A 15,085-nucleotide genomic window follows, 5' to 3' on the forward strand; every position below is an offset into this window, starting at 1 on the left:
GTGTCATATTAAAGTACTCAAGTTTCATAACCAATATAATAGCTGGGCAAACCCAGCTATTATATTGAGTTATCTTAGAATAATCCTACTATTTCCCCACTTGGTAATATATCAATATTGTTGGCTGCTGGAACTTTTGGTAATCCTGGCATTGTCATAATTTCTCCAGTTAATGCTACTAAGAAACCAGCTCCTCTTGATACTCTTATATCTCTTACAGTAATTCTAAATCCACTTGGTCTACCAAGTAATGTTGGATCATCTGATAAAGAGTATTGAGTTTTTGCCATACAAATTGGCATTTTATCAAATCCTAATTTTTCTATATTAGCTATAGTTTTTTCGCAAGCTTTTGTAAAGTCTACTCCATCTGCTCCATAAACTTCTTTAGCTATTTTTTCAATCTTAGCTTTAATTGTTTCTTCTACATCGTAAATTGGTTTAAAGTTAGATTCTTTAGTTTCACAAACTCTTACTACAGCTTCAGCCATAGCTACTCCACCTTCTCCACCTTTACCCCACACTTCTGAAAGAACTGCTTCAGCACCTAATTCTTTACATCTATCAAGTACATATTTAAGTTCAGCTTCTGTATCTGTTGGGAAGTTGTTTATAGCTACTATTGCTGGTACTCCAAATTTATTTATATTTTCTATATGTTTTTCTAAGTTAGCAAATCCTTTAGCTAATGCCTCTAGATTTTCACTTCCTAGTTCATCTTTCTTAACTCCACCGTTATATTTTAGTGCTCTTATTGTAGCTACTATTACTGCAGCATCTGGTTTTAAGCCACCAAATCTACACTTAATATCAAAGAATTTCTCAGCACCTAAATCAGCACCAAATCCTGCTTCTGTTACTGTATATTCAGCCATTTTTAAAGCTAATTTTGTTGCTAGCATTGAGTTACATCCATGGGCAATGTTTGCAAATGGTCCACCGTGAATTAATGCTGGTGTATTTTCCAATGTTTGAACAAGGTTAGGATTTACTGCATCTTTCATAAGTAAAGCTACTGCACCCTGTGCATTTAAATCTTTAGCAAATACTGGACTGCCATCAAATTTATATGCTACTATTATTTCTCCTACTCTAGCTTTAAAGTCTTCTAAGTCTTTTGATAAACAGAAGATTGCCATTATTTCTGATGCAACTGTAATATCAAATCCATCTTGTCTAGGCATACCATTTGGTTTTCCACCTAATCCTACTACAATGTCTCTTAAAGCTCTATCATTCATATCAAGAACTCTTTTCCATACTACTCTTCTTGGATCTATATTCAATACATTTCCTTGATGAATATGATTATCTAGTAAAGCAGAAATCAAGTTATGAGCCGTAGTTATTGCATGGAAGTCTCCTGTAAAGTGTAAGTTAATATCTTCCATTGGTACTACTTGTGCATATCCTCCACCAGCTGCTCCACCTTTAACTCCAAAGCTAGGTCCTAAAGAAGGTTCTCTTAGAGCTGTTATAGCACTCTTGCCAATTTTGTTTAATCCCATGGAAAGACCTATATTTGTAGTAGTTTTACCTTCTCCTGCTGGAGTTGGGTTAATTGCTGTAACTAAAATTAATTTTCCATCTGGCTTGTCTTTCATCTCATCTAGTAATCCTAGGGATACTTTTGCTTTATATTTACCATATTGTATTAAATGATCTTCGTCAATTCCTAATTTAGATGCAACATCAACTATAGGAAGCATTTTCGCTTCTTGTGCAATTTGAACGTCTGTTTTCACTTGTATTCCTCCTCTATATTAATTGTACTACATATTATTTATGATTGTATAAAGATTTATACCCATTTAGATATATACCCTATTTTTATATACTAATCATGCAATTATTTGAAATTCTATAGTGGTTAGAAATTGATCTGTAGTACTATATAGTATTATAGCAGAATTATCAAAAATTTGGAATCATTTTCAATAATAAAAAGCAGGTTTCCCTGCTTTTTTATTTTAAAGTGCTATAATTATTAAAATTTCCCTATATCTTTTCTATAATATATATTACTGAATTTAATTTTTTCTATATCGTTATAAACTTTATCTCTAGTGTCTTCTATGGTTTTTCCTAAACTTACAACAGATAAAACTCGTCCCCCATTAGTTACTAAATCTTTATTTATCATTTTTGTACCATTGTGAAATACTATAGTATCTTTATCTACATCATCTATTCCAGTTATTTTAAATCCTTTTTCGTATTTTTCAGGATAGCCTCCTGATGTCAAAACTACTGTTATAGCTCTATTGTTATTCCATTTTAAATCTGATTCCATAAAACTTCCGTCTATGGTCTTTTCAAATAAATCTACTATGTCTGAATCAAGTCTTGGAATCAATACTTCAGTTTCTGGATCTCCAAATCTTGTATTAAATTCTAATACTTTTGGGTCTCCATTTACTATCATTAATCCAATAAAAAGTATTCCTCTAAAATCTAAATCTTCTTTATCTAAACCATATCTAATATTTTTTAATATATTCTCTTCAATTTTTTTGCTCAATTCCTCATTAAATATAGGACTAGGGGATATACATCCCACACCGCCAGTATTTGATCCTTTATCATCTTCATATATTTTTTTATAGTCCTTAGCAGATTCCATAGGAATTATTTTACCCTTTGTCACCACACAAAGCAGTGATGTTTCAATTCCGTCTAAAAACTCCTCTATAACAACCTTATTTCCCTCTTCACCAAATATTTTATTGCCTAAAATATCTTTAAGTGTTTTCTTAGCTTCATCTTCACTGTAACAAATAATTACACCTTTTCCTGCACATAGTCCATCAGCCTTTATAACTAAAGGATATGAAAACTCCTTTATTCCTTCTATAGCTTCTTCTAAAACTGTAAAAGCTCTATATTTAGCAGTAGGTACATTGTATTTTTCCATAAATTCCTTGGAAAACTCTTTACTTCCTTCTAATCTAGCACATTCTTTATTTACACCAAAAATCCTTAATCCATTTTCTTGAAATTTATCTACAATACCTAAAACTAAAGGTTGTTCAGGACCTACTACAGTTAAATCTATATTATTTTTAAGTGCAAATTGTAACAAATTATCTATTTCATCTACATTTATATCTATATTTTCAGCTATTTCAGCTGTGCCCCCATTTCCTGGAGCACAATAAATCTTACTTACTTTATTGCTTTTAGCAATTTTCCAACATAAGGCATGTTCTCTACCACCACTGCCTAATACTAATACTTTCATCTCATTCCCTCCCGTATTAATGTTTGAAATGCCTTATACCTGTAAATATCATAGTCATATTATTTTTATCTGCCTCTTCTATTACTTCTTTATCCTTTATAGAACCTCCTGGCTGAATTATTGCTTTTATTCCTGCTTCATTTAAAAGTTCTATGGAATCTTTGAAAGGGAAAAATCCATCGGAAGCTAAAACCCCTCCTTGAATATTTTCTCCTGCCCTATCTATGGCATTTTTCACTGCCCATGATCTGTTTACTTCTCCTAGACCAATACCTATGGTTCCTTTATTTTTAACTATAACTACTCCATTAGATTTTACAGCTTTTGCAGCCTTCCATGCAAACAATAAATCTTCCATTTCTCCTTCAGTAGGATTTCTTTTTGTAGCCACTTGTAGTTCTTCTTTTAATAAAACAGTATCTCTGTCTTGTACTAAAAGTCCACCTATTACCTTTTTCATATCTAACTCTTTATATTTTCTATCCAATATATCTTTTATTTCTAAAATTCTTATGTTTTTCTTCTCTGTAAGTATTTCTATTGCCTTTTCTGTAAATGATGGTGCAATGACTATTTCAATAAATATACTATTTAACCTTTTAGCAACTTCCTCATCTATTTCTCTATTGGCAGCAACTATACCACCAAATATAGACTCTTTATCACATTCATAAGCCTTTTCATAGGCTTCTGATAAATCATTTCCACTGCCTATACCACAAGGATTAGCATGTTTCACTGCTACTACAGTAGGTTCATTAAATACTTTCAAAGCATCTATTGCACCATTGGCATCATTAATATTGTTAAAGGAAAGTTCTTTACCATGGATTTGTACTGCTCCTGCAATGGTTCCTTCTGTCTTTCCTATTTCTTTATAAAAGGCTGCTCCTTGATGAGGGTTTTCTCCATATCTTAATTCTTCTTTAGTTTTATAAGCCAAGGTCAATTTTTCTGGGAATTTAACTTCTTCTATTTCATTGAAATAATTGGATATTAAAGTGTCATAATAAGCAGTATAATTAAACACTTTTCTTGCTAAATATTGTCTTGTTTTTATGGTAGTAGTGTTGCTTTCTTTTAATTCCTTTAATACTATGTCATAATCCTTTGGGTCCACTATTACAGTTACATCATTATAGTTTTTAGCTGCAGCTCTAATCATAGATGGACCACCAATATCTATATTTTCTATAATCTCTTCATGGGTAACTCCCTGTCTTTTTATAGTTTCTTCAAAGGGATAAAGATTATTTACTACTATATCTATAGGGTTTATTTCCATATCTTTAATGGTTTTTATATGATTTTCATCATCTCTCCTATACAGTAATCCACCATGGATATATGGGTTTAGAGTCTTTACTCTTCCATCTAAGATTTCTGGAAATTTAGTCACATCTTCAACTTCTATTACTTCTATTCCCGCTTCTTGAAGAATTTTAAATGTACCACCAGTTGAAATTATTTCCCAACCTAAATCTCTTAACTGAGATGCAAACTCAACTATACCTTCCTTATGAAAAACACTTATTAACGCCCTTTTCATCATCTCACCTCTAGTTTATAATCACTTTTCTTCCTTCAATGGATAATCTATTTTCACAATATAGCTTAACCCCTTGTACCAAAATCTTATGTTCTACCTCTAATACTTTTGCTTTCAATGTATCTATTGTATCAAAGGATTCTACTTCTATTGATTCTTGGAGTATAATAGGTCCTGTATCAGTTCCTTCATCTACAAAATGAACTGTAGCTCCTGTAATTTTGACTCCATAATTTAATACTTCTTTATGAACATTTTCACCATAATAACCTTTCCCACAGAAACTTGGTATTAATGAAGGATGAATATTTATTATTCTGTTTTTAAATTCATGAATGAACTCTTTAGATAAGACTTTTAAATATCCTGCTAAAACTATTAATTCTACATCTCTTTTTTTGAATTCCTCTATTAACTTAGAATTATAATCTTCCTCTGAATCAAATCTTTTTCTACTTATATATATACTTTCGATTCCTGATTCTTTTCCTCTAGTTAATCCATAAGCTGCTTCTTTATTGGAAATAATCAATTTTATTTCACCATTGATGTTTCCAGTTTTAATATTATCTATTATTGATTGTAAATTAGTCCCTCCACCAGAGATTAAAACTCCAATTTTTACTGGTGGCATAGTACTACTCCTTCTGAACCTTTTTTAACTTCACCTAGGATTACAAATTCTTCTCCTTTTTCTTCTAAGAATTTCCCAATACCTTCCAACTCATTTTTATCCACTGCCATAACCATACCTATTCCCATATTAAATGTAGCGTACATTTCATCAAGGGGAACTCCCCCCCATTTCTGCAACAAGTTAAATATAGGTGGTGTATTTATTTCAGTAGTGTTTATATGAACAGCCAATTCAGTAGGTAACATTCTTGGAATATTTTCATAAAATCCCCCACCTGTTATATGACTAAGTCCTTTAACATTAAATTTCTGTACTAAATCATATACTGGATTTGTATATATTCTTGTTGGTTTTAAGAGTTCTTCTCCTAAAGTACTTCCTAGTTCCTCTATATACTCATCTAAGTTTAAATTCATTTTATCAAATACGATTTTTCTCACTAAGGAAAAACCATTACTATGAACTCCGCTGGAAGGCAGACCTAGTATATAGTCCCCTTCTTCTATAGTTGAGCCATTTATTATTTTCTTCTTATCTACTACTCCAACACAAAATCCTGCTACATCGTATTCCTCATCCTTATAAAATCCAGGCATTTCAGCTGTTTCTCCACCTATTAATGCACATTGTGCTTTTATACAGCCATTTGATACACCTTCCACTATACTTGCCATTTTCTCAGGAATAAGTTTTCCTGTAGCAATATAGTCTAAGAAAAATAAAGGCTTAGCACCTTGACATAAAATATCATTGGCACACATTGCTACACAATCTTCTCCTATGGTATTGTGTTTATCCATCATAAATGCAAGTCTAAGTTTTGTACCTACTCCGTCTGTTCCAGACACTAAAACAGGTTCTTCAAAGGATTTAGTATCTAGTTGAAAAAGTCCTGCAAATCCTCCTATATCCGATAAAACTCCTGGAATATGAGTTTTCTTAATCATTCCTTTAATAAGCTGTACCTCTTTATATCCCGCTTCTTTATCTACACCTGCATCTTTATACGTTAAGCTCAATGCCTTCTCTCCTTTCGCTAATTAGCAGTTAGTTATTCTTTATGGATTGGGTAATTTCCATCTAAACACCCAGTACAGAATTCACAGCCACCTGCTGCCTTTAGTAATCCTTCTAAAGATAAATACTCTAGGGAATCTGCTCCTATTAATTTTCGTATTTCCTCTTTAGACATTTGAGCTGCTATTAAGTTCTCTCTAGTTGGAGTATCCATACCTAGATAGCAAGGGTGTAATACTGGAGGTGAAGATATTCTTACATGAATTTCCTTTGCTCCTGCATTTTTTATCATTTCAATAGTTCTTTTTATTGTAGTTCCCCTAACTATGGAATCGTCTACTAAGATTACTCTTTTACCTTCTACATTTTCCTTTAAAACATTTAATTTGATTCTAACTCCCTGCTCTCTTAGTTCCTGAGTTGGTTGTATAAAAGTTCTACCTACATATCTATTTTTTATTAAACCCTCAGCATAAGGAATTTTAGAACCTTCTGCATATCCTATGGCAGGTATGGTTCCTGAGTCTGGTGCTCCTATTACTATGTCTCCATCTACTGGTGATTCTACTACTAATTGTTTTCCTGCTTCTATTCTTGATAAGTAAATACTTTTATTATCAAGTTTACTATCTGGTCTTGCAAAATATATTATTTCAAATAAACATAACTTTTTATCATAGGATTTTCTTCTAATGGATTCTAATCCATTTTCATCTATAACAACTATCTCACCTGGCTCTACATCTCTTATGAATTCTGCTCCTATGGTGTCAAAGGCACAGGTTTCTGAAGCTAAAATATAATCTTCTCCTAATTTCCCTATGGAAAGGGACTTAACTCCATATTGGTCCCTTGCTCCTATTAGCTTATCTGTTGTCATTATGACTAATCCATAGGTTCCATTTATATCGTCCAATGCTTTTATTATGGCATCTTCTATATTATCTTTATGGTATCTGGCGATTAGATTTGCTATTACCTCTGTATCTAGTTCCGATTGAAATATAGCACCTTGATCCTCAAGTCCATCTCTTAGTTTTTCAAAATTTACTACTGCACCATCATGAGCTAAGGCCAAAGCTCCTTTTCTATATCCTACAACTAAAGGCTGTGCATTAACTGTCGTTGTATCTCCAGTAGTTGCATATCTTATATGACCTATACCAATATTTCCTCGAAGTCTCTCCATAGTTTCCTTTGGAAAGACTTCATGAACTAACCCTAAGTCTTTGAAGTAGTCTACAAATCCATTGTTATTTACTGCAATTCCAGTGCTTACTTGACCTCTATGCTGTAAGGCATATAGTCCATAATATATTATATTTGATACATTATTTCTTTCCTTACTGTAAATTCCCACAACTCCACTCAAAGCTGCACCTTCTTCCTATTTTGTTTACAGTCTCGAAACACAAATCTATTTACTCACTGCTTTCGCTGTGTTAGGTCATTTCCCACAGTTTCGCAACTCAAATTCATTTGCTTCCTAACGGTCGCATGAATTTGGTGCTCATTGCGTTTGACCTACCTACAACTCGCTACGCTTGTTGGGTTAGGTCATAATCAATTTTTTCTACTTCTTTTTCCATTTCTTTCTTATATTCCTTAAACTTTTCCCTTAGTTCAGGATATTTAATAGAGAGCATTTGAACTGCTAAAAGTCCTCCATTCTCTCCCCCATCTATGGCAACAGTTGCCACTGGTACACCCTTTGGCATTTGTACCACTGAAAGAAGTGAGTCAAGTCCGTCCATAGTTGAAGATTTTGCTGGAATTCCTATTACTGGCAGAGGAGTTACTCCTGCTAATACTCCTGCTAAATGTGCTGCCTTTCCTGCTATGGCAATAATCACTTCTGTTCCATTTGCCTCAGCATTTTCAGCAAATTCTACTGCTTTATATGGAGTTCTATGGGCTGATATTACCCTAGTTTCATATTCTACGCCAAATTTATCAAATATTTTAGTAACCTTTTCTGATATTCCTTTATCTGATATGCTTCCCATTAATATACTAACCTTCATATTAACACTCCTATCTAAAATATTTTACACCTGACTCAAATATCTTATGTTGTCCTAAAGTTTCTATATTTTTATATAATCCTTCTTCTACTCTATCTATTGCTGAAATAGTTCCTAAAACTCTTCCATCACAACTAGTTAAAGATTCTATACTAAACATTGAACCAGTTGGGTTATTATCTATGAATTCAGTGGATATTTGACCATTTTCAATTAGTTCTTCTAAGTTCCTTACTATTACTTTTCCTTCCTTTGTAGCCACTGGAACTGTGTATTTATCTCCTACTTTCATTTCATTAAACCATGGAGATAAATTGGATTTCACCTTTACATTTACTAATCTTGATATAAATTCCCCACTATTATTATGGGCTAAATATGCGTTTTCACTAATAAGCCCTGACTTAATCAAACCTAAGAATCCAGCACCTATACCTAATATAAGTCCATCTCTTTTATATAGGTGATTATCTATTTCTTCTTTTATATATGGATTATCTAATATTAACTTTATTAATTTTCCACCAGTTTCAGGTTCATCACCTAATATAGAGCCATCTGGTAAACCTATTATTTGATACTCTTTTATTTTTTCTGCTAATTCTTTATATGAGGTTTCCACATCTTTTAAAGTCAAAGTCTTAAATATAAATGTATCTACTATGCCTCCTGCATTTTCAAAAGACTTAGCCATTGTATATTCTCCATGAGAACCAGTAAATATAGGTACTAAAACCCTTGGTTTCACTATGGACGCTTTAGACTTGATTATAGTTCCTTTTGCATATTCTTTATTCTCTACTGTATCTTCTTTATATACAGGGAATACTTCTTCCAACGGCTTTTCAAAGGAATCAATTAGGAAATCTAAATCTATTATTTCTTTATTTATCTCAATATAATTTTCCTCTATGGTTTCACCTAAGATAATAGCATTTGGAATAGTAACTCCTTTTTCTAACTCCACTATTATTGAACCATATAATGGTTTAAATAATAACTCTTTGTCTATTTCATTAAACTTAAATCCTATTTTATTTCCCATACTCATTTCAGCAATTGCTCTTCCTATACCACCGAATTTAACTGTAGATGCTGAAATTATTTCCTTTTTATCTATCATTTTCTTAATCATTTCATAGTTGGATTTTAATTGTTTTAAATCCACTAATCCATCTTTATCCATATCTAATTTTAGTAAGGCTATGGTTGAGTTGGTATTTTTGAATTCTTTGGAAATAATATTTTCTACTTTATCAGTAGTTACTGCAAAACTAACTAAAGTAGGAGGCACATTGATATCTTCAAAAGTTCCACTCATACTGTCTTTTCCACCAATACTTGGAGTATCCAATTCTTTTTGTACCATAAATGCACCAAGTAATGCAGAAAATGGCTTACCCCATTTAGTTGGATTATCTCCTAATCTTTCAAAGTATTCTTGGAAAGTTAATCTTACTTTTTTATAATCTCCACCCATGGCTACTATTTTTGCAATAGATTCGATTACTGCATAATATCCACCATGGAATGGACTCCATTTTGAAAGTTTTGGGTCATAACCGTATGTCATTAAGGAACAGGTATTAGTATTTCCTTCTAATACTGGAATTTTAGCAACCATTCCTTCTGCTGGTGTAAGGTTATATTTACCTCCTAAAGGCATTAGAACTGTTCCTGCTCCTACAGTATGATCAAATCCCTCTACTAATCCTTTTTGACTGCATATATTTAAATCTTTTAGATTTTCTATAAATGCTTCCTTTATATCTTCCTTTACATAGGATGGAATTTCTTCCAAATATGATTCATTTTTAGGAAGCTCTATATTTACTTTATTTTTCTTTCTTATTCCGTTTGTATCTAAGAAATCTCTTTTTATATTTACAATGGTCTTGTTTCTCCAAATCATTTTAAGGACTTTTTCTTCTGTTACTGTGGCTACAACAGTTCCTTCTACATCCTCTTCCTTAACAAAGGACATAAATCTTTCTAAATCCTTAGGTGAAATAACTACTGCCATTCTTTCCTGTGATTCAGATAATGCGATTTCTGTACCATCTAATCCTGGATACTTTAGAGGTACTTTATCTAGTTCAATTAATAGTCCATCTGCTAATTCTCCTATGGCTACAGATACTCCACCAGCACCAAAGTCATTGCATTTCTTAATCATCTTTGACACTTCTTCATTTCTAAATAAACGAACAATTTTTCTTTCTACTGCTGGATTTCCCTTTTGTACTTCTGCTCCTGATGTGTGTAAAGACTCCTCTGTATGTTCCTTAGATGAACCAACTGCTCCACCTAAACCATCTCTTCCAGTTTTTCCACCTACTAATATTATTAAATCTCCTGGCTCTGATTCTCCCCTATATACAGCTTTCTTTGGAGCTGCTGCTACTAATGCACCTAGTTCCATTCTCTTTGCCATATATCCAGCATCATATATTTCTCTTACGTAACCCGTAGCACCACCTATTTCATAACCATAAGAGCTATATCCTGCCTTGGCAGTTTTGGTAATTTTTCTTTGTGGTAATTTACCTGATAAAGTATCTTCATATTTTTGTCTTGGATCGCCAGAACCTGTAATCCTCATGGCTTGATATACATAGGCACGTCCAGATAATGGGTCTCTTATGGCACCACCTAAACAAGTTGAAGCACCCCCAAATGGCTCCATTTCTGTAGGATGATTATGGGTTTCATTTTTAAACATCAGTAGCCATTTTTCATTTGTACCATCAATATCTACATCTATTTCTACACTACAAGCGTTGACTTCATCAGTTTCTTCTTTATCATCTAGTAAACCTTTTTTCTTGGTTTCCTTCATATTAATAGTGGCTAAATCCATTAGAGAAATGGCTCTTTCTCTATTTTCGTAAACAAACTCTCTGGATTTTATATATTCATCTAGTGCTTTTTGAAATACTTCTTTATACTGTCCATCACCCATGGATATTTCTGTAATTTCAGTCATAAATGTAGTATGTCTACAATGATCAGACCAGTAAGTGTCTATTAATTTTAATTCTGTTATAGTAGGATTTCTTTTTTCAATATTTTTAAAATAATCTTTACAGAATTTTAAGTCATCTATATCCATACCTATGCCATATTTAGACTTAAATCCTTGAATATCTTCATCTGTCATTTCCATAAAATCTGATATGATTTCAATATCTTTAAGATTCTCTTCTTCCTTTTCAAAAGAAAAACTATCTAAACCAATTTCTTTCATTTCTATTGGGTTTATATAATATTTTTTTATTTTATTTAATTCTTCATCTGTTACATTTTCTAAAATAATTATTTTAGAATTTTGCACAATTATATCTTCATTTTTAGTTAATATTCTTATAATCTGATTAGTAGAATCTTCTCTTTGGTTATATTGTCCTTTTAAAAATTCCACTCTAAATAATCTTTCATTGTCTTTTATTGGAAGGCTATTTTCATATTTATTATCTAGAGTTTCTTCGAACAAGATTTCTTGAACTATCTTTTCTTTTTCTTCTTCTGTTACATTAATTAAATCATATACATTAACTACCTTAACTGTGGTTAAACTATCTACTTCTAAATAATCTCTAAATTCTTTTAATAGTAACTTTCCTTCAGTGTTAAACTCCTCTTTCTTTTCAATAAATATTCTGTTAAACTTCAAATTTAACCCTCCTCAAAAAATCAAATTAAGCCCAGCCGGGTAGGCAAAGCGAAACCTACCCGACTGGGCTTTTATCCCTTCGGTGTAATACTTTTGACAAGTATCTGTACCGCTCGGTCCAGCAAGAAATATCTTCGGAACCCTAGGTACACTTTCACTCATAGACAAATGATTATCGGTCATTTTGTAGAAACGTTCCAACCATATTATGGAACCTATATGAGCAACTCTTATGTTATTTATTACACTTACATATTAACAGTATGGTATATATATGTCAAGTATTGTTTTTAAAATCTTTATAGACTATATTTAACTATAATGGAAGAATCTAATACTCTGAAAGTAAAAGACTCTGTAGCAAAGAATCTTACTTTCTCGTTACAATGAGATTGGTATCCTATAGAAAAATCTCTGCCTATGGTAAGTTCTAAATCGTCATGGTCATATGGTAATAGATATGCTCCATTGATTACATGACTAAATATAATCTTTCCACCAATTAATTTTTCAATTCTTTCATCTAAGGGATATGCTGTTTCCTTTGATAAAATTCGCTTATATGCTTCTTCATTTACTACTAAACTAAATGAACCTTTTTGATAAGACTCTCTAAGCTTAATTAATCCCTTTGTAATAGCCTCCATAATGGATGTAGGATCTTTGCCAAATGATATTGGTGATAATTCAGAAGTTTTATCAATTCCCACCATAGGAGTATTGCTCAATCCATTATATATAGCATTTTCTTCAAATAAAGCAATTTCCTTCATGGCATTTTCTAAAGAAGAATAATCAATATCCTTTGCTCCACGCTGTATATTATCTAATTCCCATCTATCTATTTCAAATTCTACTCTTGCTTCTGTTAGAGGAACCACTTTATAATTACTATATCGTACATCCCCCTTATTTTCTATATTCCCTAATCTTCCTTCAGTAACTACATTGTAATCCAATCCCATTGGTCCATTTACTTTTACTACCTTTCTAGCAGACAAATATGATTTTAAAACTTCCTTTGCCCTTTCATCTATTTCTTCCCAAGCTTCATTAGATATAGGGGCTAACTCTCTGTATAACATAGTATCTCCTCCTATTTTAAATCTCCAATGTTTAAGTTTGATTGTCCATTTGATTTTCCTGTAATTTGTTCCTCTAAATGTGCAATAGGTCCATCTGTAAATAAGTAAGTTCTTAATTCTTCATCCCATTTATCCATGTTTCTTCTTAACCATTCTAATAACATACAAGCATGTTCAATTTCTTCGTCTCTATTATGTGCCATTATAGCCTTTAATTCTGGGTCCTTTGAGGCATCAACTCTCTGATTATACCAATCTACAGCTTCAACTTCTTCCTTTAAACTAGTTATTGCTCTAGTAATATTAAGTGTCTTTTCATCTAACTTTTCTACTGGTTCATGATACTGTGACATTGTACCCCTCCTATAATTTTATTTTCCCATTTTAAGTTTACCCCTATGCCATTTAATTAAACCAAGTTTATTTAATGCTTTCTTTTAAAATATTTATCTGTTAGTTTTCTGATATATTCTATGTTATATTGTGTACCTAATTTTAAAATCAATTCTCATAAAATTATATACTTTTTCTTTTAACTCAAATTTTCAATAAATCTTTTAGTTTCTTTTGATATTTTTTTATATTTTCTTCTCTGAAAAATATATACCATACCTATTTCTATAAAGTTTCTTAAATCTCTTCTTTTATGACATGAAAATAACCTCCTACTGATTTAGGATTTAAAGTTCAATAATCAGCCAATCATCTATATTTTCCTAAAGATATTCATATTTTATTATCTATGAGGTATATTATTTTCATCTCATTTTGTGTACTGGCTGGATAGTAATTTTATTTCTTCTAACAATATATCTTGCTCTAATTTTAAAATTAGCAAGATAGGATAAGAAAATAATTATGTTAAATGGTATCATTAGTTTAAAGAATATCATCTAAAAAGAAGATATGTCTGCCATATGGTTAAATAGAGGTAAGGCATTTCTTTATAACAATCATAAGGAGGTAAAATAATATGTTTAGTTTTTATAGTAAGCTTTCTACTGAGGTATATAATATAGATAAACCTATTGGCCATTCATTTGGAGATGTGGAATTTTACACTGAAAGACTTAAGGGAATCAAAGGAAGGATTCTTGAACCAGCAGTAGGAACAGGTCGTATCTTAATTCCCCTGCTAGAGGAAGGATTTATTGTAGATGGTATAGATTCCTCTGCTGAGATGTTGGATTTATGTAAACTTCATTGTAAAGAAAGAGGTCTTCAAGCTGACCTATATAAAGAAAATATGCAATCTTTTTCTCTGCCTCATAAATATGAAGCAATTATTATTCCTACAGGCTCTTTTCTATTACTAGAAAATTCAATAGATGCTATTAATGGATTAAAATGCTTCTATGAACATCTTTCCATAGGGGGACGCATTATTGTTGATATATTTATGCAATCAGATTTTAATATTGGACATTCCTCAACAAGAACATGGGAGACTCCTAATGGAGATTTAATCACCTTAAACGAGTCCCTTGTAGAAGCTAATTTTATTGACCAATATACAGTTTCTCATTTCCGATATGAAAGATGGCATAATAATCAATTGATTCAAACTGAATTAGAGCGTTTTCCATTAAAGTGGTATGGAATAGAAGAATTTAGATTGATTTTGGAGAAAGTTGGATTTAGCGATATTACTATTTCCTCTGATTATAAATTTGGCATATATCCTACAGATAATAATCAAGTCATCACTTTTGAAGCATATCGTAAATAAAGTGATATATGAAAATGGATAATATATAACATTTACTGTTAAAATATTATCCATTTCTATATCTCTAGAAACTCATCAATTATTTTCTTTGATTCTGTTGTTATTAGTTTTAAATCTATATATTATAAGT

At 31.6% G+C, this 15,085-nt stretch carries 11 protein-coding genes and 1 riboswitch; of the genes, 1 reads left to right on the forward strand and 10 read right to left on the reverse strand.

Annotation, left to right across the window (positions count from 1 at the left end; genetic code table 11):
• Positions 1-74: 74 nt before the first annotated feature.
• From FYJ83_RS02380 to FYJ83_RS02425, 10 genes are all read right to left on the reverse strand, one after another.
• The gene (locus tag FYJ83_RS02380) at positions 75-1,745 is read right to left on the reverse strand and encodes a formate--tetrahydrofolate ligase (protein ID WP_216585521.1); all 1,671 of its coding nucleotides are present in this window, start codon (positions 1,743-1,745) and stop codon (positions 75-77) included.
• A 242-nt stretch (positions 1,746-1,987) separates the two neighbouring features.
• A complete protein-coding gene (purD, locus tag FYJ83_RS02385; RefSeq protein ID WP_154438732.1) occupies positions 1,988-3,241 on the reverse strand; it encodes a phosphoribosylamine--glycine ligase in 1,254 nt (417 codons plus the stop codon).
• 16 nt (positions 3,242-3,257) lie between these two features.
• Entirely contained in the window at positions 3,258-4,790 is a 1,533-nt protein-coding gene (purH, locus tag FYJ83_RS02390) for a bifunctional phosphoribosylaminoimidazolecarboxamide formyltransferase/IMP cyclohydrolase (RefSeq protein ID WP_268233499.1), read from the reverse strand.
• A 10-nt stretch (positions 4,791-4,800) separates the two neighbouring features.
• Positions 4,801-5,424: a phosphoribosylglycinamide formyltransferase gene (gene purN, locus FYJ83_RS02395; RefSeq protein WP_154438736.1), complete on the reverse strand. Its 624-nt coding sequence runs from the start codon at positions 5,422-5,424 to the stop codon at positions 4,801-4,803.
• A complete protein-coding gene (gene purM / locus FYJ83_RS02400; protein ID WP_154438738.1) occupies positions 5,412-6,446 on the reverse strand; it encodes a phosphoribosylformylglycinamidine cyclo-ligase in 1,035 nt (344 codons plus the stop codon). The genes purN and purM overlap by 13 nt, the downstream gene beginning before the upstream one ends.
• A 32-nt stretch (positions 6,447-6,478) precedes the next feature.
• The gene (purF, locus tag FYJ83_RS02405) at positions 6,479-7,816 is read right to left on the reverse strand and encodes an amidophosphoribosyltransferase (RefSeq protein WP_154438740.1); all 1,338 of its coding nucleotides are present in this window, start codon (positions 7,814-7,816) and stop codon (positions 6,479-6,481) included.
• 166 nt (positions 7,817-7,982) lie between these two features.
• The gene (gene purE / locus FYJ83_RS02410; protein WP_154438742.1) at positions 7,983-8,468 is read right to left on the reverse strand and encodes a 5-(carboxyamino)imidazole ribonucleotide mutase; all 486 of its coding nucleotides are present in this window, start codon (positions 8,466-8,468) and stop codon (positions 7,983-7,985) included.
• A 10-nt stretch (positions 8,469-8,478) separates the two neighbouring features.
• Positions 8,479-12,141, reverse strand: a complete 3,663-nt coding sequence (locus FYJ83_RS02415; protein ID WP_154438744.1) for a phosphoribosylformylglycinamidine synthase — start codon at positions 12,139-12,141, stop codon at positions 8,479-8,481.
• A gap of 141 nt (positions 12,142-12,282) precedes the next feature.
• A riboswitch (purine riboswitch) is annotated at positions 12,283-12,384 on the reverse strand.
• A gap of 56 nt (positions 12,385-12,440) precedes the next feature.
• Entirely contained in the window at positions 12,441-13,226 is a 786-nt protein-coding gene (locus FYJ83_RS02420; protein ID WP_154438746.1) for a family 1 encapsulin nanocompartment shell protein, read from the reverse strand.
• A gap of 11 nt (positions 13,227-13,237) precedes the next feature.
• Positions 13,238-13,579: an encapsulin-associated ferritin-like protein gene (locus FYJ83_RS02425; protein ID WP_154438747.1), complete on the reverse strand. Its 342-nt coding sequence runs from the start codon at positions 13,577-13,579 to the stop codon at positions 13,238-13,240.
• Positions 13,580-14,199: 620 nt separating this feature from the next.
• Between FYJ83_RS02425 and FYJ83_RS02430 the strand changes: the two genes are divergently transcribed.
• Positions 14,200-14,955 carry a class I SAM-dependent methyltransferase gene (locus tag FYJ83_RS02430; RefSeq protein WP_154438748.1) on the forward strand — a complete coding sequence of 252 codons (756 nt, stop codon included), beginning with the start codon at positions 14,200-14,202 and terminating at the stop codon, positions 14,953-14,955.
• The last annotated feature ends 130 nt before the right edge of the window (positions 14,956-15,085 follow it).

The sequence above is a fragment of the Tissierella pigra genome (assembly GCF_009695605.1).
Lineage (GTDB): Bacteria > Bacillota > Clostridia > Tissierellales > Tissierellaceae > Tissierella > Tissierella pigra.